Genomic DNA, 23,403 nt, shown 5'->3' with positions numbered 1-23,403 from the left:
GTTACGGTCGCTGTCAACATTACGCCCCACCTGCACAAACCATCGGAAGGTGACGACATGAGCATCGATCTAACGGATGAGCAGCGGGCTTTCGTGGACGCCGTCGCCGACTTCTGCCGGCGCGAGACCGGCACCCGCGAACAGCGCGGCGACGGCCCCCACCACCCCGACATCTACCGCAAGATGGCCGACCTCGGCTGGCTCGGCGTCACCGTCCCCGACCAGTACGGCGGCGCCGGCGCCGGCATGGTCGACACCTGCCTCTTCCTCGAACAGGTCGGCTACGGCCAGGCCCCCGTCGGCGGCTTCACCACCAGCGCCATCGTGGCCGCCGCCGTCGAACGCTCCGGCAGCGAACCCCAGAAGAAGACCGTCCTCGGCGGCCTCGCCACCGGCCGCGTCTACGCCATCGCCATGTCCGAACCGGAAGCCGGCTCCGACGTCGCCAACCTCTCCTGCCGCGCCGTGCTCACCGACGACGGCTACGTCATCAACGGCCAGAAGACGTGGTGCTCCAACGCCCACATCGCCGACGCCATCCTGCTGGTCGCCCGCACCGGAGGACACCCCGGCGACCACCACGGCCTCACCATGCTGCTGGTCCCCACCGACGCCGCCGGCCTGCGGATCAGCGGCATCGAGACGATGGGCGGCCGCGAGGTCAACGACCTCTACTTCACCGACGTCGTGGTCCCCGCCGACGCCGTCGTCGGCACCGTCGACCGCGGCTGGCAGCAACTCATGGCCGGCCTCAACGTCGAGCGCCTCATCCTCGCCGCCCTCATGCTCGGCACCGCCCAGCGCGCCTTCGACGACGCCCTCGACTTCATCAAGCAGCGCAAACAGTTCGGCCGCCCGGTCGGCTCCTTCCAGGCCCTGCGCCACCGCGTCGCCGATCTGGCCACCGAGATCGAATGCTGCCGCCTGCTCGTCCACCGCGTCGCCACCCTCGCCGACCGCGACCCCCACAAGGTCCTCCCGCGCGAAAGCTCCATGGTCAAACTCAAGACCACCGAGGTCGCCCGCCAGGTGGCGCTGGCCGGCATGCAGATGATGGGCGGCTACGGCTACGCCACCGAATACGACATGGAACGCCACGTCCGCGCCACCCTGGTTTCGACGATCTACGGCGGCACCAGCGAAATCCAGCGCGACATCATCGGCAAGACCTACGGCCTGTAGAAAACCACCCCTTTCCGGTACGGGTGACCGCGCGCCACAACCACAACGACGGCCGCCCCGCCGGTTCGGGGCGGCCGTCTGCCGGGTCAAGGCCGTAGGCCCGCTGCGGGCCCGGCTGCGGCAACGGCCACCACATCCGGGTCGGTGATCGCAATGCCGGTAACCCGGTGGACGGTCGTGAACCGCTCCCCGGAATGAATTCCGTTCACCGTCGGTAATGCTGCGAATACCGTGGTGTGCATCGGCTACGGAAGGCGGGGATGCCATGGGAACGGCGACGATCAGGCGGATGGCGGTTCTGGCGGGATTTCTCGCGAGCCTGCTGATCGCTGCACCGGCCAGCGCCGACAGCGACAGCGAAACCTGGTACCAGCCGGGAGGCGACCAGTTCACCCCGTCGCTGATCTGGCATTTCGACTCCGACACCGGCAGCGGGTATTCGACAAGCTATCTACCCAGCCAGACCGCGTGGCCGGTACAGAGCCAGAAAACCTTCACCTTCGAGGTGTCCGAGTCGACGATCAACCTGAAATATCCGGTCTGGGGGACCACCGGCACCATCGAACTGCTCCGGTACGCCGACTCCTCCGACTCCCTCACCGTCAAGGTCGACGGATACCAGCAGAGATGGTACGGCTGCCAGGCCTCCGGACTGCCGGCCGCGGTGATCGCGGCCTGCTGAGGTAGCCCGGCCCGTTGTTTCGCGGCCTGTTTCGGCAGCTGAGCCCGGATGCGGCCGCACGGGCGCGCCCCGGCAGATGATCGCCGGGAGCTTCCGGGAACGGGGCAAATATGGCGGAATTGCCAGTCCCGTACCAGAAAAGGGGTGATGAATTTGAGAGAGTGGCCCCGTGCTGAGCGAAAGAGACCAAGAAACCGCCGCCGAAGCCGGGATCGTGGTTTTCGCGAACCGGATCATCACCGAAGCGGAACCGCCGATCGACGCCGAAACCCTCGCGGCCGTGGCGGCCCGGTGTTCCGGAACCATTCCGGTGGAACTGGTCGCACTGTGGCGGAGCGCATTCGGCGGCCGACTCGACTACGACCTGGACGCGCCCGTCTCGTTCAGCGAGGTGTTCGGTTCCCACGACGGCTATCACGACCTGTGGGGATGGATCGACCACGAGACCGAGCTGGCCGGATCGGCAAAGCTGCGGTACCTGCCGTTCGGCGGATTCGAATACCTCGACCGATTCTATGTGGACACCGAAGGCGACGGCGCCGTCGTCTACTGGCAGCAGGGACTCCCACCCGGATGGGAACTCGAAACCGGTGACCACGCCGCGGCGCTGGCGCCCGGACTGGGCGAACTGTTCGGACGACTGGCCCTCGAAGACGACCCGTGGAACGGCGGCGATTCCGGCATCGAACTACGCGACGCGATCGACGAACTCGGCGAAGAATCACCGGACGTGGCCGCGAAACTTCGGAATCTGGCCCGCTCGACGATTCTCGACTGGCGCGCGGCGCTGGCACGGGCCGAGATCGCCGCACAGCCCCGAATGCGGCGCATCGGCCTCGACCGCGCCGCCGCGACCGGCGACATCGACCTGCTCGACCGCCTGGCCGCGGCCGGCTGCGACGTCGCCGAACCGGTCCGCAACGGCCTCACCCCGATCGACATCGCACTGGCCAACCGCCATCTCCCGGCCGTCGAGTGGCTGCTCACCCGCCGCGTCCCGGTGACGAACACCCTGCGCGTCGGCGCCCACGCGGCCGACGCCCACCTGGCCCGCCGCCTGGCCGCGGAAGGCGCGCTGATCACCCCGGAAGCGTTCGGCCACGTCGTCGAGAGCGAGGACATGGACCTGGTGACCTTCCTGGCCGCGTCCCTGGAACCGTCGGAGGAGATGCGCCACCACGGCCCCCGGCTGCGAATGCAGGCCGCGCAGTGCCGGGCAGCCGCCGACCAGACGGCCGACGAGACGCTGCGCCACCGCTCAACCGTCCTACGGGAACTGGCCGAACACTTCGACCCCGGTGGCCGCTAGGCTGTCGCGCGAGTGGGGACCGTAGCGCAGAGGTCGTCGCGCCGCCCTGCACAGGCGGAGGACACCGGTTCGAATCCGGTCGGCCCTCACTCCCCACCCGCGATCATCTCCGTGTACTCCGGAACGGTCCGAGGATGTCGCCGAGAACCTCCAAGCGGTGCTCTATCCGCCGCTGCTGGTACCTGATCCACTCCTTTCCCTCGGCGGCGACGCCCTCCAGCACGTTGAGGGTGCGCGGGAGACCCGAGGCATCGAGCGTGGCCTCGGACAGGGCGGTGACGTCCTCGTCGGGCCGGATGTTCTCGTCGATGGTCTCGCTGATCAGGGCGGTGATCGGTGCACCGTTGACGAGCGTCAGTTCGAAGTGCTGGCGGCTGGTCGGTGAGCCGTGGACCCGGACCGCGGCGACCGCGTCGAAGCGGTAGTTCAGGCGCACGATGGGGAAGGAGTCGGCATTCTCGAAGTCGTGCAGGAAGTTGACCTGCCGGACACCGTCGTCGGTCAACAGGAACAGCAGCATCTGGTATTTCGAGTAGCGCAACGGCCCGTGCTGAACCCGGGCCCGTTTGGTGCCCCTTTGCGGCGCCTCGATGAAGGCGTGCGCGATCACCTGACTGGCTCTGAGCCGGTACTGCCGGAGGGCCTTGTCGACGAGAAGTTTGCGATCGCATTCCAGCCAGTCGGCCATCTCCCGATCCGAGGGCCGGGGCGCCAGCTTGTCCGCCCACCGTTGATAGGCCAGCGAGCGAGTCCGGTACTGCTCGTCGTACTCGGTCTGGTCGGCTGGGATCCGCCGGTACTCGCCGAGGATGGCGAACAGCGCGGGGGCACAGATCACCGCTGCGATCAGAGCGAGCGCTACCCAGCCCGTCCCAGCGATCGGCGACTCGGAAACGATGGCGGGGACGATGTGGAAACAACCGCCGGCGAGGGCCAGCAACCCGGCGAGACAGGTCGCCTGGATTCGTGCCGGAGTGCGCCACCGTTGCCGGTAGGCGGTCAGCGTGTCCTTCTGCCATCGCTGTTTGACGTCGGCGACGAGGTGACGGATCAACCAGGCGATCTCGTCGGCCTTGACCGGCTGGTCCCGGTACATGTCCACCACTTCGTCGCGTAGGCGCTCCCGGAGGCCCCGGGTCTGTTTCAGCCAGTAGGAGCGGTCGGTGTCGCGGGGCACGTAGCGACCGAAACAGTCGTCGAAGATCTGGTCCACCTTGCGGGCGAAACCACCCGCCGGAGCGTCCCGGCGGCGACGCCGGGACGGCACGAGTTCGGCGTCCTTGGCCCGCACCCGTTGCGCCCGGAAGTGCCATGCCGAGCCGGACCAGAGGGACACGGCGGTTCCGGCGACGGCGGCGGCATAGGCGAGCAGGAGCGTGGCTTTGCCGCCCTGGGCGAGCAGCCAGCCGATGCTGCCGACCGCGTACAGGAACGCCCCGCCGCTGATGATCGCCAGGAGTAGATCAGCGAAGCGGAACCTGGGGCGTCCGGCATACCGCCGCCGGGGGCGCCGGGGCTCCGGCTCGAAGAAGATCCAGACCCGGTTCTCCCGGTCGTTCGCCAGCTGCAACTGGCCGGCGCGTTCGACGGACCGCAGCCACATCCGGTCCTGAACCGATCCGTCGAGCAGTTCGCCGAGGTGGTCGACGATCAGTTCCCGCTGGAGCGGAGGCAGGCCGGCCAGTTCCTTGTCCAGTAACGCGGGCTCGTCGGCGCCGGAGAAGTAGGTGAGCATCGACGCCACCGACCGGAGTCCTACGGTCCAGTCGTCGTTGCCGTGCGGCGTGGGAAGTTCCGCGCAGATCGTCTTCAGACCCTCCATGTCGTCGCTGTTCAGCTCGCGCAGATTTTTGCCGCTGAGTTGCGCCAGCAGCCGGTAGAAGTGGACCTCCTCGGTGGCGTGGCCGAGCGCGATCGCCTTCGCGATCAGCTTCCGGGCTTCGAGCGGCATCCGGGCCTTCAAGAACTCGACACCGATCCGGAAGATCTCCTCCGGCGTGGCGCCCGGCGGCACCTTGTAGCTGCCGTTCACATTCACCACGATCCCGGCCTGGTAGCCGACCCGCGCGTCGCCGGAGGCGGTGTTGGTGAAATCCGTCATGGTCATGACAGGTCCCGGACCGCGACGATCACCGCTGACAGGCGCGCGGCGACCTCGGCGACGTCGGCGACCAGTCCGCTGAGCCGCTTGAGCGTCACCAGAAGGCCGCCACGCCCGGACGAGGCGCGGTCGGTGGCGTCGTCGAGCTCCGCCTCCGCGGCCTTGTACGTGTCGTCGTCGAGCCGCCCGTCCTGGTGTGCGGCCCGCACCAGCCGGCGCAGCTCCGCGATCGCCGCCACGATGTCGACCGGCTGATCCGCACGATCCCCGACGTGCGCCCCACCGAAGATTTGCCCAGCCTGTACGCCCACTCGCGCGTTCCCGGTGGCGATGTTGCGGAAGCTCGGTCCCATCTCGGAGTTCCTCTCCTGTCCAGCGGTGCTGTCGGTGACCAGTTGCTGAGCCAGTGCGACGGCGAAGGCGGCGGCATTCGCGGCGGCCCGCGGCTGCCAGTTCTGTCCGTCCGTCGATGACTTGGTGCCGTCGGCCCGGTCGCTGATGCCGCGGATCACCACGATCGGAAGCGCCTCGTTGAGATGCGCCGCCTGAGCGACCCCGGCCGCCTCCATCTCGATGGCGAGCGCGTCGTTGTAGTGCTCCCGCACCCACCGGGCGTGTTCGGAGACGCTGGAGTCCTGCACCACCTCACCGGCCGCGATCGGCCCGAAGTGCACGGTCGGCCGCTCGCCGCCGACCGACGGGTCCAGCCACTCCTCGCTGCGGATCAGATGCTGTGCGATCTGCCCGGCCCGATGCGGGATCTCCCATGCACGCGGCCGCGCTTTCAGTCCGTCGTCCTCGCTGGTCCCACCGTGGTACGCGTACACCTGCGAGGCGACCACGAGGTCGCCGAGTTTGATGCTCGGCCACAGTCCTCCGGCGACGCCGGCGAAGAGCACCGCGGCGGGGGAGAACTCGGCGATGGCACGCTCGGCCAGCACGGCCGCCGGATGGTTGCCCTTGCCGACGAGCCCCAGCGCCACGCGGCAGCCGTCGCGGCCCAGCCGCCCGGTCTCGAAGCGGGTGCCCGCCGGATGCCAGTGGACCCGTGGGTTGTCGAGCTTGCCGCGGACCGCCTCGTACTCGAGGTTCAGCGCGGTGAGGATGACGACGAGGTCGCTGGTCATATGGGTCTCCTCTCGCTGGCGCCCGGCTCGGGTGGCCGGTTCATCGGGGGATGCAGCGCTTGGCGTGGGCCGGGCCGGAACAGCCGCGCGGGCCGCCCGTTCTCCGTCTTGCGGACGGGACCAGCCGGTTCAATGAAGCCGTTGACGCTCTGAACCTTGCGGTAGAAGTTGCGGGGATCGAGGCGGACGCCCCACACCGCCTCGTAGACCTCCTGCAACTCGCTGATCGTGAACAGCGGCGGGCAGAACGCGGTAGCCAGAGCCGAGTGCTCCAGCTTGGTGCGTGCCCGCTCGACGCCGTCGGCGACGATCCGTCGATGGTCGAAGGCGAGCCGGGTGTCCGGTGACAGCGCCCGGTCGGTGGGGATCCACCAGGCGTCGGACGCGTCAGTGCCGGCGACCGGCTCGGGCAGGCGCGGTGTGATGGCGAGGTACGCCACCGACACGACCCGGCCGCGCGGGTCACGGCCCGGCGTCCCGTAGACGCTGAGCTGTTCCAGATGCAGCTGGTCGGCGGCGAACCCGGCTTCCTCGGCCAGCTCTCGGTGGGCGGCGGCGAGCAGATCCTCCTCGGCGTGGGCGAGGAAGCCGCCGGGCAGGGCGAGAGCGCCGCGGAACGGGTCGACGCCGCGCTCCACGAGGAGCACCTGAAGGCGGGATTCGCGCAGCGTGAAGATGACGAGATCGACCGCGATGAGCACGGCCGGCGGCACCCAGGAATCGTCGTCCATGGATGCAATGTAGCTTCTTGTCAAACTGACAGGAAGTACGTCCGCGTGTCAGCTTTCCGGCTGCGATCAGGAGCGCACGCAGTTCCGCAACATCGTCTGCCGTCCGCATAATCGGGTTCCCGGGGGAGTGGCGCGCTGCCAGGCTCGAACGGGTGACGACCTTCGCGCTCCAGGCCGTACCCGAAGATGCCGCCTCCTGGCTCGCCCTGGCGAGACGGGCCGAGGCCGCCGGATTCGACGCCCTCTACTCGCCCGACCACCCCGGATCCTGCGCCGCCCCGAGCGTGGCCCTCGCCGCCGCGGCGGCGGTCACCGAACGGATCGCCCTCTGCGCGTATGTGTCCAATGCGGGCGTACGCGAGCCGATCCACCTGGCCGTCGACGCCGCCACCCTGGACGTGGTCTCCGGCGGCCGGGCCTGGCTCGGCCTCGGCGCCGGGCACACCCCCGCCGAATGGCAGGCGATCGGCCGGCAACGACCTGGCGTCACCGAACGGGTGGACCGCTGCCTGGCCGTAGCCGAGGCCACCCAGGCCCTGCTCGCCGGCGACACCGTCACCGTCCACCAGGCCGGACTGGACATGCACGAGGCCCATCTCGCCAAGCCCCGCCCGGTGCAGGAACGGATCCCGCTGCTCCTGGGCACCGCCAACTCCCGCATGCTGCGCTGGGCCGGCGAACACGCCGACATCGTGGGCCTGAGCGGCCTGGGCCGCACCCTCGAGGACGGCCACCGCCATGAGCCCCGCTGGCTGGCCGACCAGATCGACCACCAGATCGAGCAGGTCACCGCGGGTGCGGCAGGCCGCGACACCCCGCCCGCCCTGGAGGCTCTCGTCCAGATCGTGGCGGTCACCGACGACGCCGAGGCCGAAGCCGCACCCCACGCCGAACGCATCGGCATGACGGTCGCCGACGTCCTGGCCGCGCCGTTCGTGCTGATCGGCACGCCCGCCGAGATCCGCGCCGCGATCGAACGCCACGAGAAGCGCTGGGGCATCACCCGCTACGCGGTCCGTAAAGACGCCTTCGACGCGATCCAGTCCCTCGGCCTCCTGACCGCACCCTGATCCGCACGCCGCTGCCGGACGCGAGGCTGTGTTCAACGCGACGTCCGATTCTCGCTAGCCGCGTGCCGCGCGGCACGCTTAGCTGTCCCACGTGACACCAGATTCTGTACGCCCGGAGCGTTCCGCCGTCATAGCCGCAGCCGTGACGGTGGTGTTGTGGGCGTCCGCGTTCGTCGGAATCCGGGCGGCCGCCCCACATTTCGCCCCCGGCTCGCTGGCCCTGGGCCGTCTGCTGGCCGGCGCCGTCACCCTGCTGATCTTCCTGCTGATCAGCCGCCAGGGCCTGCCGCCGCGGGCCGCCTGGCCGGGCATCGTGATCTCCGGGGTGGTGTGGTTCGGCGGCTACATGGTCGCCCTGAACTGGGGCGAGGAACTCGTCGACGCCGGCACCGCCGCCCTGCTGGTCAACGTCGGCCCGGCGATCATGGCCCTGCTGGCCGGATGGCTGCTGCACGAGGGTTTCCCGCCACGCCTGCTGGCCGGAATGGCGGTGTCCTTCGCCGGAACGGTCATCGTCGGCTATTCGATGTCCGGCAGCGGCGGTTCCTCGGTCCTGGGAGTGGTCCTGTGCCTGGTGGCAGCGGTCACCTACGCGGCCGGGGTGGTGGCCCAGAAGCCCGCCTTGAAGCACGCGTCAGCATTGCAGGCGACCACGTTCGGCTGCGTGATCGGCGCGTTCGCCTGCCTCCCGTTCGCCGGCCAGCTGATCGCCGACGTCCGGGCGGCCCCCGTCGCGATCACCCTGAACGTCGTCTACCTGGGCGTCTTCCCCACCGCGATCGCGTTCACGACATGGGCATACGCCCTGGCCCGCACCACCGCGGGAAAGATGGGCTCCGCCGCATACGCGGTCCCGGCCGTGGTCGTCCTGATGTCCTGGCTGATCCTCGGCGAGGTGCCCGGCTGGCTGACCCTGGCCGGCGGCGCCCTGTGCCTGGCCGGTGTGGCCGTCTCCCGCAGCCGCCCCACTCGAGCCCGTCACCCCGAGCCCGCCGAGGCGACCCGCGGCTGAACCCGGGCCCACGATCCCGAGCCCGCCGAGGCGACCCGTGGCTGAATCCGGGCGCGGTGAGCCGATCCGGCCGGTGGACCACCACCGGCTTCCTGGCTGACGGGAAGCCGGTGGATGACCCTGCCTTTTCGCGGGGCGGTGCGCTTGGGGCGTACGTCTAGAGCTGGGGTGAGCGCAACGCTTGCAGGACGTCGGGGTACAGGCGGGTTTTGATCGTGCCGAGCGCGGGGCCGGCCTTGCTCGCCAGCGACGCGGCGAGCGAGACCGCGGTCGGCAGGACGTCGTCGGCGGGGACGGCCTGGTCGATGATGCGCAGCTCAGCAGCGTCGAGGCCGCCGTAGCGGCGGGCGGTGACCATCGCCTCGTGTGCGGTCTGCGGAGTGAGGCGGGCCTGGATGAGAGCGCTCATGCCGGGGGTGAAGGGCAGGTTGATGTCCGCTTCCGGCAGGCACCAGAAGCCGCGGTCGGCGCGCATGACGCGCAGGTCGTGGGCGAGCGAGAGCATGGCGCCTCCGGCGAAGACGTGGCCGGGCATCGCGGCGACGGTCACCATCGGGAGGGTCAGGATCCGGGCGAGGAGATCGTGTACGGAGATGGCGTACGCCAGGCGCTCCTGGGGGTGGCCGGCCAGCCAGTCGAGGTCGAGCCCGAGGCTGTAGTGGCGGCCGCTCGCGGTGGTGACCAGGGCTACCGGGCGTGGCGCGTTCCGGGTGTCCGCCTCGATCTCGTCGAGCAGTTTGTTGAGCGCGGTGAGCATGTCGGGATGGAGCCGGTTCTCGGTGTCGCCGAGGTCGAGGACGTAGACGTCGTCGTGGCGGTCAAGGGTCGGCATGTCGGGCCTCCTTAGTTACCTGTCGGTAACATAGCGGACCGGCCCCGGTTCGTCGATGGCTCCGAGCCCCGGCACAATGGGAGGGTTGGTTTGCCATGAGAACCCCTCAGGAGGAACGGTGGCGCTTTCGGAACGGCCGGAGAAGTGCGTGGTGGCCGTCGACGGCCCGTCCGGATCGGGCAAGTCCACCGTCTCCCGGCGACTGGCCAGCGCTGTCGACGGGGTCTACCTCGACACCGGCGCGATGTACCGGGCGATCACCTGGGCGGTCCTCCAGGGTGGCGCTGACCTGGCAGACCCCGACGCGATCGCCAAGATCGCGCTGGAGACCGAGCTGTCGATCGGCACCGACCCGACGGCCCCGCACTTCGCCGCCAACGGCATCAACGTCGACGAACCCATCCGCGGCTCCGAGGTGACCGGCGCGGTCTCCGCGGTCGCCGCCGTTCCCGCGGTCCGCAAGCACCTGGTCGCGCTCCAACGGGCGATCATCGCGGCCCACCCGCGGATCATCGTCGAGGGCCGCGACATCGCCTCCGTGGTCGCCCCCGACGCCGACCTCAAGGTCTACCTGACCGCGTCGGCCGCCGCCCGCGCCGCCCGCCGCAGCGCCGAGAACGCCACCGACGTCGCCGCGACCGAGGCCGACCTGGCCCGCCGCGACAAGCTCGACTCCAGCCGTGCCGTCGACCCGCTCAAGCAGGCGTCCGACGCCATTGAGGTCGACACCACCGGTATGGGTATCGACGAGGTCGTCCAGCATCTTCTCGGTCTACTCAACAGCAAGGTAAGTAAGTGACTGAACTTCCCGCCGGCCTCGATCTCAACGACTTCGAGGGCGGGTTCGAGTTTTCCGACTCCTCGTCTCCTGATTCCTCGTCCGAGGAATTCACCGGCCCGGTGCCTGTCGTCGCCGTCGTCGGGCGGCCCAACGTGGGCAAATCCACGCTGGTCAACCGGATCATCGGCCGCCGCCAGGCGGTCGTCGAGGACAAGCCCGGCGTGACCCGCGACCGGGTGCCCTACGACGCCCAGTGGAGTGGGCGGCGGTTCACCGTCGTCGACACCGGCGGCTGGGAACCCGACGCCAAGGACCGTGCCGCGGCCATCGCGAACCAGGCCGAGATCGCGGTGCAGACCGCCGATGTGGTCGTGTTCGTGGTCGACGTGTCGGTCGGCGCCACGGATGTCGACGAGGCTGCCGTCAAGATGCTGCGGCGCAGCCACAAGCCGGTCATCCTGGTCGCCAACAAGGCGGACAACCAGAACCTCGAGCTCGAGGCCGTCTCGCTGTGGTCGCTGGGGCTCGGGGAGCCGTACCCGATCTCGGCTCTGCACGGCCGTGGCTCCGGCGACCTGCTGGACCAGATCCTGGACTCGCTGCCGCCGACGCCGCCGGTCACCGAAGGTGGCCCCCGCGGTCCGCGCCGGGTGGCGCTGGTCGGCCGCCCGAACGTGGGCAAGTCGAGCCTGCTCAACCGGGTCGCCAAGGAGGAGCGGGCGGTCGTCGACTCGGTCGCCGGCACCACTGTCGACCCGGTCGACAGCCTGGTCGAGATGGACGGCGACATCTGGCAGTTCGTCGACACCGCCGGACTCCGCAAACGGGTGCACCAGGCCTCCGGTACGGAGTACTACGCGTCCCTGCGCACCGCCGGCGCCGTCGAGGCCGCCGAGGTCGCGGTCGTCCTCCTCGACTCCGGCGACGTGATCAGCGAGCAGGACCAGCGCGTGATCACCCAGGTCATCGAGTCCGGGCGGGCCCTCGTCATCGCCTTCAACAAGTGGGACCTGGTGGACGAGGAGCGCCGGTTCTACCTCGACAAGGAGATCGACCGGGACCTCAAGCGGGTCACCTGGGCCGTCCGGGTGAACATCTCCGCGAAGACCGGCCGCGCCGTCGACAAGCTGGCCCCGGCGATCCGCCGTGCCCTGGCGTCGTGGGAGACCCGGGTCCCGACCGGCGCCCTCAACCAGTGGCTGACCGCGCTGACACAGGCCACACCACACCCCGTTCGTGGAGGTCGCGCGCCGCGGGTCCTCTTCGCGACGCAGGCCGGAGTGGCACCGCCGCGGTTCGTGTTGTTCACGACCGGCCCGTTCGACGCCGGCTACCTGCGCTTCATCGAGCGCAAGCTGCGCGAGGAGTTCGGCTTCGAGGGTACGCCGGTGGAGGTCTCGGTGAAGCCCCGCAAGAAGACAGGGCCGGGGGGTCGCGGAAAAGCCCACGGGTGAGGTTGGTAGTCTTTAGGAGATGTCGCGCGGGGCTGAGGTTCCGGGCGGGATCGGGCTGTAGCGCAGCTTGGTAGCGCACTTGACTGGGGGTCAAGGGGTCGCAGGTTCAAATCCTGTCAGCCCGACCAATCTGACCAGCGGATATTCCTGATTGGGAATATCCGCTGTTCTGTATTTGGGCCATTGTGGTCGCAGTGTGGTCGCGCTTTCGGCACCCGCTCCAGGTGATGCCGGGGCTCGGCGAGCGTCTTCGCCGCGAGCGCCATATCCGCCGCCGGCCCGCGGAACGTGCAGGACTGCCGTCGGCCGGCTCGGCCTGCCTGCCAGCGGACGCAGAACGATATCTTACGCAATTCGATCGAAGCCATGGGGCAGGGCTTGCCCGTTTTCGGCGGCCAGTGGTGTCCACGGTGAGGGAGTCAGTCCTCGAACGGCTGACGCCGCCGGCAGTGCAGGGCCTCGGGGCGAGTCCGGCGTTGTGAGGTGAGGAGCGGGGCTCTTGCCCGCCGACGCGGTGATCACCGCAATCGCGATGGTGACATAAGGTGCTCGTTCAGATACTTTCGGTTTGTGGCGGCGGTGGTGGTGTGCCCTCAATGCGGCGGTCCCATGCCTCTTCGAAAGCGCAGAGACGCCGTCTACTGCTCGCCGAAATGCCGAACAAGGGCCTACCGCAGCCGCCGCAGCGACTCTGAAAGACCGACCTCATCGGATTTCATGATCCGCTGCCGGGGATGCGATCGATGTTGGGGAAGCGACGACCGAGATCCCTCGGCCGAGTTCTGCTCGGCACGATGCCGCGCCCGCCACTGGCGAGACCGCGGACGCGCCGCAGCCGGCAAGCGCCGAAAGCCCTCAAACGCGAACGGCTCACCGTGACGCCTGCGTATCCGATGAGCAGCGCGGCCGCACTTCAAGAGATCAGCGCCCGGGAATGCGTCACCGGTGTCGCCTGCTGACAGCAGACGGCCCCAGGCAGACCGTCTGCCTCGGGGCAGGACGTCGCACTGGGGGCTCGATCAGTCGCTGGATTCGACCCTACTGGCTGCTGTGGATCAGCGCGACCCCACGAACGGGGGTCGTGACACGATCGACACCCGCCAGCGCCGTGCGCCGGACTGCCCTGTACGACAGGGCCACGAAAGGGCACCGGCAGTGGCGGAACCAACGACCCCACCCACCCCACCGACGACGATCAGCATGAGCACGCTCATCGCCTTCGTCGACACCACCTCCACCAAGAAACGCAACGCCCTGGCCGCCGGCATCGACGACGACTACGAGCCCGAACGCGACTTCTACCGCCAGATCCGCGCCGCCATCAAATCCGGCCGGCGCATGAACAAAGACCACCTCGCGATGGACGGCGTCCTCGCGTCCTGCCCCCGCAACAAGAAACAGAACTACCAAGAACTCGCCGACGGCTGGCTGCGCTACGTCGCATCATGCAACGCCGACACGATTATCGACCTCCCGACCGGCCGATGGCATGTATCCGACCTCACCGTACGAGTAACTCCCGACCTCGCCATCCGCCGCGAAAACGGAACCTACGACGCCGTCAAGCTCTACCTACGCCTCGACCCACCCACCGCCCGCGCCACGGCCGCGACCCTCCATCTGCTGCGGCGAGCCATGACGCAATGCCTGCCCGGAGCCCGCCCGGTCCTACTGGACGTCAGACGAAATACGGAACATACCCGGCAAGCCGACTGCGCGGCATGGCTGGAAGCGGAAGTATCCGACCTTGCGGATCTGAGAACGCGCAGCACGAATACACCCCGCAGAGCCGCCTGACGGCGATTCGCCGCCCGTTCACCTCATCTACCTCGGCATCTTCGACTCGCTGCTGGGCGGTGTGTCACCTCGCCGATCGAGGACACATCGCCCAGCAGCCAGCCCGCGTCCAGCCTCGGTCGGCTACCCGCAGCGTATGTTCAGCACCGTCGTCTTCTATCACCTGAGTCCGGAAATGGATGCCCTGCTCTATCCGCGAGTCGGCTGGAAGTAAAGGGGCCAGGGGCTAGCTGATTCACTCATCCGGGGATTCCAGATCGACCGGTTTGCTCACCAACAGTGTCGGACCCCTCTCCTAGAATGACGGCGTGTCAGGCCAGATGCCGCCGTAGATACGTGCTGGGAAGGAGACTTTCGAGTGCCAACCGAGTGGGACGTGCCGGTGGAGCCCATCGACTGGGACATCACGATCCCAACCGATGACACCTCCATCGCCCGCCGCCGGCGCGCACTCGCACCGATTCAAGTTCTGACCGACATCGAGCGGACCAAGACAAGCCTCGATGGCGACTTCTGGCACCGCTACGACCTGTTCACCATCGCGCTTGCCGTGATCGACCAGGTAGCGCTCGCGATGGGGATCTCGGCCGGCAAGACGTGGGACGAGACGGTCGACTACGCCACGAGCCAGGCTGCCCGCCAGGCGCCGGACGCCGACGGCAGCCAATGGACGGCGGTGGCCGAGCGTGTCGTCGTGTCGCTGGTGACCACCGACATCGAGACCGTCCCCTATCTGACGTACACCGAGGCGGGGCCGCAATGGCGGGCACAGCGTTTCCGGCTGCTGTATGTGCATGCCGGTGGTGACGCGGCCGAGTATCTGCGCGCCTCCGAGCAGGCGATCAACATCTTCATCGACGCGTTGGACCTGGACATCGAGGCGGCACAGATCGCCACCGAAGCGCAGCTGACCGCGTTGATCGCCCGTGGCGCGATCGAATCCGCGGTGCAGATCGCCCGTTACGCCCGCTACCAGTCGATCCAGTATCAGGAACGAATCCGCCGGATCATCGCCGACACCCTCATCGACCCGGACACCCACGACTGGGTGGGCGAGGTCCCGGCGCTGCTCGATGCAGCGCTGCTGCACGTCCGGGAGCGCCTGGCGGGTGAGTCCTCCTTGCTGGAGGCGGTCGCCGAGCGACGGTTCGAACTGGATGACAGAACCAAGGTGCAGGCAGCGAACACGCTGATCGAGATCCTCCGCGAATGCCGTCACCGGCACGACGAGCTGCACACCCACCTGATTGGTGCGCGGACCCGTCTGCGGGAGGCGCTAGACGACCGATTCGTTCGTGCCCCGCGCTCGACGCACCGTTCCGACCTCGGCCGGGACCTGCTCAACCCCTACCTGGCCGCACCGACGGGGACGGCAGCCGTGCTGGCCGATCGACTGGTGGCGGTCGTGGGTGGGCTGACAGCCCGGTGGCTGCCCTCGTTGGCCGTCCTGACCGACGAGCTGTGCGCCCCGGTCCGGGTGCCGGAGCCGGGGGAGCAGTTCGAGCCGCCGGAATTCGACGACGATGAGACGCCGGAGTGGTGGGAAACCTACGAGGACACCGTCGAGGCGATCTTCGAGGCGGTCGAAGAGCCGGTACGCCTGTCCCAGTTGATCGCCCGGGCCGATCAGCTTGCTGCGCAGGTCAGCGACGATGACGGCGAGCCGCTGGACGCCGATCTGCTCGCGGCGGCGATGGTGCACGCCGCCCACCGGGCATGGGCGGCGCGGCTGGCAGGCCGGACGGCCGGCGACCGGGTCCTCGTCGCCGTGGACACCGGCGAACAACTCAGCACCGACCTGCTCCGGACGGCCGACCTCCTGCTGCTACCGGGATGGGTCACCGCCGACATCGAGGAACCGGCAGCCGGGCGCATCGATGTCCCGGACACCGCGGAGGCAGCATGAGCGCCAACAATGACAGCGTCGACGTCGGCCGGATGCTGGCATGGGCCGGCCGGCCGCGAGAAACACCGGGCCGCCACGACGACTACCACCGGGTAGTGGCCCGGTACCGCAACGAGCCGGACTTCGCCGCCACCGTCGACGCGGTCTTCACCGGCGCCGGCCTCTACTTGCTGGTCGACGACCGCGATGGGATCGTGGCCACCGCCAACGCAGACTCACCGCTACGAGTCACCGCGTCCGACGTCGTCAAGCGGGCACAACCAGCGCACCGGGCGGCGATCGGAGCGGTCATCCTCACGATCGCCCGCACCGCATACCCGGACGCTGCGATGCTCGACGACCCGGACCGGGTGGCCGTGTTCACCACCCAGTCGGTCGTCGATGCCCTCGACCGTGCCGTGCAGGCCCACGCCGAGGCTACCGGCGAGGACGGCCCCGTCGACGACGACCTGGTCGAGGCCTGGCGGCAATGGGCCGGCCTGCAGATCGCACGCCCGAACGCGCGACGCCGCTCCGCCAACGACCGCCCGGGCCTCGTGAACCGGGTGTGCCGCATGCTGACCGACGCCGGATACCTGACCGCCCGCGGCGACACCGACGGCGGCACCTGGCTGGCCCGGCCACGTTTCCGGCACGCGGTCACCGTGCTGTGTGAGGACTCCGACCTGTACGCGATCGTCAACCAGCTCACCGATGTCGATGAGGACCGCCCGTGACCGACCTCGGCCCGCACCACACGATCGCTGCTGCCGACCTTTTCACCCAGGCCGCCGAGCAACCAGCAGACCGGCTTCCAATTCCGCCGTTGCGGCTGCGCCGTATCCGCCTGCACGGCGTCGGACCCGACGGCGCCCGATTCGACCCGCTCGATCTGGACTTCACCACCAGCGACGGCGCCGCCTCCCGGGTGTTGCTGTCGTTGACGAACACCGGCGGGAAATCCACGCTGATCACGTTGGTGTGCAGCCTGGTCGTACCCGCCTCCCGGGCCCAGGTCGGCGGGAAGAACCTGGGCGACTACGTCCTCACTGGCGACACGTCCCACATCCTCTGCGAATGGGAGGACGCCACGACCGGAACCCGCACCATCACCGGCGCGGTGATGGAATGGAAGGACGGCCGCCGGCAGCCCGGCCACAAACAACGCTCTACCACCAACATGCACCGGGCCTGGTACCTGTTCCGCACCGGGCCGGGTCTGCCTGGCATCGACGACCTGCCGTTTGTCGCCGACGGTCGCCGTACGGGCCTGGAGAACTACCTTGCGCAGGTGACCGGGCTGATGTCCGCCCATTCTCGTACGCAATGGGTCCTCACCCGGGTCCAAACCGAGTGGACGCAGGCGCTGCAGGACCGCACCAGCATCGACCCGGTGCTGTTCAGCTACCAGATGCGCATGAACGACTCCGAGGCCGGCGCCGAGAAACTGCTCGCCAGCTTCGACTCGCCGGACAATGTGGTGCGGTTCTTCATCGCCGCGCTCAACGACGACCGGGAGATCGCCGACTTCACCGGCAAACTCGGCCCCTACGCCGAACTCGCCGCCCAGCGGCCCTACCTGGACGCACTCGCCGGATTCGGCACGGAACTCGCCCCACGGGTCGAACTGCTGGCCCAACGCAAAGCCGCGCTGGATGAGAAGGCTTCCCTGGCCCTCAAGGCCAAGGTCGCCGGCGGCGAACACGCGGCCGCACTGTCCAACCGCGTGGCACAGGACACCGCTGCGCTGACCGATCTAAGCAACGCCGTCGAGGCCGCCGTCCGGGAGCTGGCCGCTGCGCGCCGGGAGTACGGCCAGATCAGCGACATCCGGTTGCAGTTGCAACTGGAACGTGCACGCCATCGGCTCGCTGAAGCAAACGCCGCCGTTCTGCACCGCGCCGGCCTGGCCACCGATGCCGCCTCGGAAAGAGACGCGTGGGAGGCGGTCGACCGCGTTCTCGAGGTGGACGTGGCCCGTGAACAACGCGACGCCGCGAAGATCGCCTACGAAACTGCTCACGCGGAGCTGGCACCCCTGCGCGACCAAGTCACCAGAGCCGCGGCAGCACTCGCGGGCCGTCTGAACGGTCTGATCGCCGAGGCTGATGCCGTCGCTGAAGCCGCCGACGAACAAGCGCGGGAGGGCGAGCAGGCCCTCGGTAAAGCCTTCGACCTCGAGAAGGAGGCAGAGGGCGCCCGCGACGCGGCACGTCAGGAGCTGGCCCGCATCGACGCCGCCGTCCAAGCCGCCGAAACGGCCACCGAAGCAGCCTATGAAGCAGGGTGGCTGCTACCCGGCGAGCGTCCCGTGCGATGCCTGCGCCGGTGGCACGATGCGATCGGGACGGCCGCCGCCGAGGCGGAACGCCAAGACGGCCTGGCCGAGGCCGCCGAGACCGCCTTCGACGACCTTCAGACAGACCTGGCCGACCGTGAGGAACAGCTTGTCGGACTGCGCACCGCGGCCAACGCCGACCGCATCAAGCTGGAGGCCTTCGACGCCCAACTCGCCGCGCTCACCGCGAACGACACCGTGACCGCACTGCTCGGCGGCGCGCCCGCCGACGTAGCCGACATCGGCCGCGCCGTCGAGCTGGCCGGACAGGCCGCCCGGCGTGCCGACGAGCGCGCAGCCGACCACGAGCGCCAAGTCCGAGCCGCCCGCGACGAACTGGCACACCTTGACGAGACAGGCACCGCCCCCACCGGCGCCGACGTACTCGCCATCCTGGACATCCTCCTGGCCGAGCGCATCGGAGCAGTCACCGGCCTGGACTGGATCGAACGCAACATCATCGAGCCCACCGATCGACCCGCATTCATCACCGCCCGTCCGGAGATTGCCGGCGCCGTCATCGTCTCCGACCCGAACCGGTTCGCCGCGGCCATCACCCATCTCGCGCAGGTGAAGCCACGAACCCGCGTGCCGGTCACAGTCACCGTCCCACCCACGTCGACGAACAGCGCCACCACCCGAACCAACGCCGGACCGCAGCACGTGGTCGTGCCGCACCGCGCAACTTGGGACCGTGAATGGGCCCGCGCCACCCGCACTGAACTCGAAACCACCGAACAACAGCAGGCCAAGAAGCTGTCCGAAGCCCGCACCGCCGCCGAAGCACACCGGACAGCAGCCGCATCATGCTCCGCCTTCACCGACACCTGGCCCGCCACCACACGATCCGCACTGCTCGCAACCTCGACAAGCTCAGCCGACCAAGTCGAATCATCCGTACGTCACAAGACCGCCCTGGGCATCGAACGGGACCGCCAACGCCAAGCAGCCGCCCAACACCGCCGCCTCGCTGACCAAGCACGACGCGAACGCCAACTGGCACGAGACACCTCCACACAGGCAGAGCAACTCGTCGCCATCGCCGACGCCGCCACTACCGCAACTGACCAGCGAACACACATCGTGACGGCCGAGGCTGACGCCGTACGCCAGCTCGCCCTCGCCGAACAGAACCGAGCCGCCGCCAAAGCCAGGATGTCCGCCGGCCTTGGCGCCGCCGCTCAAGCCCGCGCGGACCGCCGAACCTGGCAGACATCGCGCGACGAACTGGGCGTCGAACACGCCGCAGCCGACCCCGGCGGCAACCTCGCTGTCGTCCAAGCCGCCTGGGACTCACTGCGCAGGGAACTCAACTCCGCCGAACAAGGCCTGCGAGAGGCCGAATTCCTCAACCGCGCGCAACTACATCTTGACCAGGCCATCGAACGCCGTGACCGGTTCGCCCCGCCGATCGTGCAGCGAGCCGACGTTCTGGCCCGCTCCACCTCCGCCTCATCACGTGACGCGCTGATCGCCGCGCAAAACCGGGCCCGGGCCCAGGCGACCGAAGCCGAGAAAGCCCACCTTCGAGCAGCCACTGAACAGGAAAGCGCCACTACCGAGGTACGGGAGGCGGCACCGGCCTCCAACGACCGGCAGAACCACATCGACCTGTCCAACACACCGCAGTGGCTACCGGCCACACCCACCGACATCCCGCACCTGCTGGAACGACTCGAGATCCACAACGCAGAACAGCTCGCCCGCCGCGAAGCCGCCGAGCAAGCCCAGCACGACGCCGAAGAGCTGCACGCCGCCGTCCTGGCCGACATCAGCGCATTCAGCGACACCATCGGCATGTGGCCCGCCGAACTCATGCACACCGGCCGCATCTACGCCGGCGGCAAAGACACCGCCAGGACCGACATGCGAACACTGTTCCAAGCCCACCGCCAAGCCGAAACCGCCGAACGCACCGCACGTGACCTGCTGGGCGAAGCCGTCACCAACGTCCGCGCCGGCGCCAACGAACCCCGCTGGCGCGACCTGGACGCCCCAGCCGCCGCCCGAGTCCGAACCCTGCCCGACACCGACCTGATCACCGAAGCAGACACCCTCGCCCGCCGGATCCAATCCATGGCCGAATCCGCCCGCGCCGACCTCAACGACCTCGACACCCACCGCGCCATCCTCCGCGACGGACTACTCACCCTCTGCCGCGAACAACGCCGGCTGCTGCGCGAAGTAACCCGCGCCTCCCGCCTGCCCACCGGACTCGGCGAATTCTCCGACCACCCCGCCATCAAGATCCGCTTCGAGGAAGCCGCCGACGACGAATCAGCCGTCCGGCTGGCCGACCGCATCGACGCGTGGGCCACCGAACTTGCCGCCAACCCCAAACGCGCCTCCTCAGCCGACGTCCGCGCCCGCTGGCTCGCCGACGCCGTCCGCGACACCGTCATCGACCGCCTCCGCGCCGGCGCCTGGTCCATCGAAATCCTCAAACCCCGCATCGACGGCAAAGTCATCTACTGCCCACCCGACCGCATCCCACAGGAATTCTCCGGCGGCCAAGTCCTCACCCTCGCCGTCCTCGTCTACTGCGCCCTGTCCGGCGTGCGCAGCACACACCGCCCCGGCGGCGCCCGGCCACCCGGCACCCTGCTACTGGACAACCCCTTCGGCGCCGCATCCGCCGAGACCCTCATCGCCATGCAACACCGGCTCGCCGCCCACACCGGCCTGCAACTGGTCTGCGCCACCGGCCTGCACGACGCCGGCGTCGACGCCGCCTTCACCGGCCCCGGATCCGTCGTCGTCAAACTCCGCAACGACGGCGACCTACGACGCAACCTGTCCTTCCTGCGACTACGCGCCCGCATCGTCGACGGCATCGACATCGCCGCCACCCTCACCGCCGGCCGCGACCCGAACGAACCGAAAAACTGGGTCGACGCCACCACCTACGAGATCCGCCGATGACATCCACCCTCACCCGGCCGGCCGAAGTCAACGCCCTCGCTGACGCGCTGGCCCGGACCGGATCCGTCCGCGTGCCACTGCCTCAGGTCTGGACTCTGTGGACCACGGCCGCCCCACGTCTGATCGGCGAGGCGATCCAGGCCGCGGCCCTTGAAGCGGCCCTACGCGACCTCGAATCCCGCGGCCTGCTGGAAATGCCGACTACCGCCTGGGACACGTCAACGACACCTCCGCTGCCACGGTCGGTCACGATCCCGGCCGCCCGCCGTGCCCTCCGCGCCAAGCAATGGATCAGGTTCCCGTGGCGCCACGAACTCGGCTGGATCGCCTCCCTGCTGACACTCTCCGACGCGCGACTGCGGGAACTCATCGCCGTCAACGAATGGCTTGCACACACCGACGGCGGCAAAACCGAGGTTGTCCCGGTGCGCTACCGATCGGCCGAAATCTTCGGCGACGAGAAGTGCCTGGACGGCATGGCCCGGACCAACCTGTTCGGCCCCGGCCGACTCAGCTTCGACCTGCTGGCCTGCGTGCGCATACCCCCGCCGATACCCGCCGTCGTAGTCGGCGCAGGACCGGACATTCTGGTCGTCGAGAACAGCGACACCTACTGGGTCGCCGCCGACACTCTGCGAAACAGCCAAACCCACCGCGTCGGCGCGGTCGCCTGGGGTTGCGGCAACGCCTTTCCCTCACAGGTTGCCGCCCTCGGCGTCGACATCGGTGGCCGCGGCCCCGTCACCGGAACCGTCTGGTACTGGGGCGACCTGGACCCCGCCGGACTCACGATCGCCTCCGACGCCGCAGCAGCCGCAGCCGCCGCCGGACTGCCCGACATCAAACCTGCCGCGGCCCTGTGGGCCGCCATGGCCGAGCGCCCCGTCCAGAACATCGGAAACGTCGACTGGTCAGCGATACCCGGTCGAGGATGGCTCGGAGAACACCTCTGGCAGCAGACCGCCACCGTCCGAGAAACGCGAGGGCGCGTCGCGCAGGAATCCATTCCTGCGCATGTTCTCGCATCTTGGGTGCAGATTTGATCGAATCGACGGCCTCGTGGCCGTGAGGTCGCCCAGCACTGGCCTGGGGCTATCTGCCGCGGGTGTCTGTTTGCTTCGGGTGGCCCGCGCCGGCTCGGGTGATCCAGAGCGTGCGGGCGTCATCGTCGATGGCGTACCAGATGCGGCCCGCGCCGGTGACCTCATACTGCCACTGCTCAAGGGGTGCTCCACCGACCTTGACGACGCCGAGCTGGCCCTTCAATGGATGTTGCCGCTGGTCGACGTGACGAGGGTCGCTGGTTAGCGCCGTCCAGGCCCGGTCGAGGTTGTCCGGGATCGCTGTCAGGAGCCGCTGCCAGCCCTGATATGCCTGACGGTCCGCTGCTCGCACGGTCCACGGGTTGGGCCGGGGGAGCTCTGCGCCGCGTCCGCTCATGCCAGGTTTCCTGCCGGGCGGTCGAGGGTGGGACCGTCGCCGTCGAACGGGCCCTGGAGCTCGCGGGCGAGCTGGGGGTCGGACCACGCTTCGGCGGTCGAGCGCCAGGATGCGAGATTGCGGGCGAAGGGGATGAGAAGGCCGGTGTCGGCGCCGGCGACGAGGTCGGCGAGCAGCTCGCGTACACAGGTGAGGCGTTCCTCGGCTGGGAGCCAGGTCAGCCAGGGGAGTTCTTCGGCGAGTGCCTCTTCGGCCAGGTCGCGGTGGCGGCGGGCGAGGATCGCCAGCGATCGCGCGGCAATGCGAAGCCCGGTGGCGACGGCTTCGAACCGCTCGGCGCGGCTGAGTATGAGGTTCTCCTCGTCGCGGCGCTCAAGGATGACGTCAGCGTCGGTGAGCGACGGCAGGACCTGGGAAGGCCCTCGAAGAAAGGAGCTGTACGAGAAGCTTTGCACCGACATGCCACCAGCATATCTGAAGTAGTTCAGATATGTGAGGGGTTGCAGTCGGGCCGCCGCTCTGCCTGCTGGGTCTCGCCCGGGGTGCCTCTGTTCTTCATGCATCCGGCGGGTCGGGTAGTCGCGTAGGCCGTGGTCGTCAGCGATTCGCCTCGGCGCCTGGTGATTCATCCGTCAGAACATCGACAGCAATATATTGCTCTAGGTGGTTGCTGGATTACTTTCTGTCTTGATTCGGATTTGTCTGGCTGGAGGTGTGCTCTGCCTGACTGGCGTGATGAG

At 68.8% G+C, this 23,403-nt stretch carries 18 protein-coding genes and 2 tRNA genes; 14 read left to right on the top strand and 6 right to left on the bottom strand.

Translation table 11 applies throughout. The features are described 5' to 3' along the window. Positions 1-57: 57 nt before the first annotated feature. From BJ964_RS46575 to BJ964_RS46560, 4 genes are all read left to right on the top strand, one after another. Positions 58-1,182 (top strand): acyl-CoA dehydrogenase family protein, encoded by a 1,125-nt coding sequence (locus tag BJ964_RS46575; protein WP_188126643.1) that lies wholly within the window; start codon positions 58-60, stop codon positions 1,180-1,182. A 289-nt stretch (positions 1,183-1,471) separates the two neighbouring features. Beyond that, a complete protein-coding gene (locus BJ964_RS46570; protein ID WP_188126642.1) occupies positions 1,472-1,864 on the top strand; it encodes a hypothetical protein in 393 nt (130 codons plus the stop codon). Between the two features lie 169 nt (positions 1,865-2,033). Next, positions 2,034-3,173: an ankyrin repeat domain-containing protein gene (locus tag BJ964_RS46565; protein WP_188126641.1), complete on the top strand. Its 1,140-nt coding sequence runs from the start codon at positions 2,034-2,036 to the stop codon at positions 3,171-3,173. 14 nt (positions 3,174-3,187) lie between these two features. Further along, positions 3,188-3,262: transfer RNA gene (locus BJ964_RS46560), tRNA-Cys, on the top strand. A gap of 14 nt (positions 3,263-3,276) precedes the next feature. Here the strand turns inward: BJ964_RS46560 and BJ964_RS46555 are convergent. From BJ964_RS46555 to BJ964_RS46545, 3 genes are read right to left on the bottom strand one after another with little or no spacing between them, the layout of a single operon-like run. Then, on the bottom strand, positions 3,277-5,280 hold the full coding sequence (locus BJ964_RS46555; protein WP_188126640.1) for a hypothetical protein: 2,004 nt from the start codon (positions 5,278-5,280) through the stop codon (positions 3,277-3,279). Next, positions 5,277-6,401 carry a 5'-methylthioadenosine/S-adenosylhomocysteine nucleosidase family protein gene (locus BJ964_RS46550; protein WP_188126639.1) on the bottom strand — a complete coding sequence of 375 codons (1,125 nt, stop codon included), beginning with the start codon at positions 6,399-6,401 and terminating at the stop codon, positions 5,277-5,279. The genes BJ964_RS46555 and BJ964_RS46550 overlap by 4 nt, the downstream gene beginning before the upstream one ends. Further along, positions 6,398-7,132, bottom strand: a complete 735-nt coding sequence (locus tag BJ964_RS46545) for an NUDIX hydrolase (protein WP_188126638.1) — start codon at positions 7,130-7,132, stop codon at positions 6,398-6,400. Before BJ964_RS46545 ends, BJ964_RS46550 begins: the two co-directional genes overlap by 4 nt. Before the next feature lie 152 nt (positions 7,133-7,284). Here BJ964_RS46545 and BJ964_RS46540 point away from each other — a divergent pair, with 152 nt between their 5' ends. Together BJ964_RS46540 and BJ964_RS46535 are read left to right on the top strand one after the other, a co-directional pair. Next, entirely contained in the window at positions 7,285-8,202 is a 918-nt protein-coding gene (locus BJ964_RS46540) for an LLM class flavin-dependent oxidoreductase (RefSeq protein ID WP_188126637.1), read from the top strand. A 91-nt stretch (positions 8,203-8,293) separates the two neighbouring features. Then, on the top strand, positions 8,294-9,214 hold the full coding sequence (locus BJ964_RS46535) for a DMT family transporter (protein WP_268248040.1): 921 nt from the start codon (positions 8,294-8,296) through the stop codon (positions 9,212-9,214). 157 nt (positions 9,215-9,371) lie between these two features. Here the strand turns inward: BJ964_RS46535 and BJ964_RS46530 are convergent, their stop codons facing one another. Next, positions 9,372-10,046, bottom strand: a complete 675-nt coding sequence (locus BJ964_RS46530; RefSeq protein WP_188126636.1) for an enoyl-CoA hydratase-related protein — start codon at positions 10,044-10,046, stop codon at positions 9,372-9,374. A 118-nt stretch (positions 10,047-10,164) separates the two neighbouring features. Between BJ964_RS46530 and cmk the strand changes: the two genes are divergently transcribed. From cmk to BJ964_RS46490, 8 genes are all read left to right on the top strand, one after another. Then, positions 10,165-10,845, top strand: coding sequence for a (d)CMP kinase (cmk, locus tag BJ964_RS46525; RefSeq protein ID WP_188126635.1), 681 nt, complete (start codon positions 10,165-10,167; stop codon positions 10,843-10,845). Continuing rightward, positions 10,842-12,281, top strand: coding sequence for a ribosome biogenesis GTPase Der (gene der / locus BJ964_RS46520; protein ID WP_188126634.1), 1,440 nt, complete (start codon positions 10,842-10,844; stop codon positions 12,279-12,281). The genes cmk and der overlap by 4 nt, the downstream gene beginning before the upstream one ends. Positions 12,282-12,332: 51 nt before the next feature. Further along, positions 12,333-12,409, top strand: a tRNA-Pro gene (locus tag BJ964_RS46515). A gap of 1,072 nt (positions 12,410-13,481) precedes the next feature. Continuing rightward, positions 13,482-14,078, top strand: a complete 597-nt coding sequence (locus BJ964_RS46510; RefSeq protein WP_188126633.1) for a hypothetical protein — start codon at positions 13,482-13,484, stop codon at positions 14,076-14,078. A gap of 358 nt (positions 14,079-14,436) precedes the next feature. Beyond that, positions 14,437-15,984, top strand: a complete 1,548-nt coding sequence (locus BJ964_RS46505; protein WP_188126632.1) for a hypothetical protein — start codon at positions 14,437-14,439, stop codon at positions 15,982-15,984. Next, complete coding sequence (locus BJ964_RS46500) at positions 15,981-16,700, top strand: hypothetical protein (protein WP_188126631.1); 720 nt, start codon at positions 15,981-15,983, stop codon at positions 16,698-16,700. Before BJ964_RS46505 ends, BJ964_RS46500 begins: the two co-directional genes overlap by 4 nt. Beyond that, positions 16,697-21,223 (top strand): coiled-coil domain-containing protein, encoded by a 4,527-nt coding sequence (locus BJ964_RS46495; RefSeq protein WP_188126630.1) that lies wholly within the window; start codon positions 16,697-16,699, stop codon positions 21,221-21,223. Before BJ964_RS46500 ends, BJ964_RS46495 begins: the two co-directional genes overlap by 4 nt. Next, positions 21,220-22,266, top strand: coding sequence for a hypothetical protein (locus BJ964_RS46490; RefSeq protein ID WP_188126629.1), 1,047 nt, complete (start codon positions 21,220-21,222; stop codon positions 22,264-22,266). Before BJ964_RS46495 ends, BJ964_RS46490 begins: the two co-directional genes overlap by 4 nt. Before the next feature lie 49 nt (positions 22,267-22,315). Here BJ964_RS46490 and BJ964_RS46485 read toward each other — a convergent pair whose 3' ends face one another. Together BJ964_RS46485 and BJ964_RS46480 are read right to left on the bottom strand one after the other, a co-directional pair. Beyond that, positions 22,316-22,618: a hypothetical protein gene (locus tag BJ964_RS46485; RefSeq protein WP_223149728.1), complete on the bottom strand. Its 303-nt coding sequence runs from the start codon at positions 22,616-22,618 to the stop codon at positions 22,316-22,318. Positions 22,619-22,659: 41 nt separating this feature from the next. Beyond that, positions 22,660-23,124, bottom strand: coding sequence for a hypothetical protein (locus tag BJ964_RS46480; protein ID WP_188126627.1), 465 nt, complete (start codon positions 23,122-23,124; stop codon positions 22,660-22,662). Positions 23,125-23,403: the final 279 nt, after the last annotated feature.

It is taken from the genome of Actinoplanes lobatus, from assembly GCF_014205215.1.
Taxonomy (GTDB): domain Bacteria; phylum Actinomycetota; class Actinomycetes; order Mycobacteriales; family Micromonosporaceae; genus Actinoplanes; species Actinoplanes lobatus.
The sequence above is the reverse complement of the archived record's forward strand: the minus strand, read 5'-3'. Positions and strand labels throughout refer to the sequence as shown.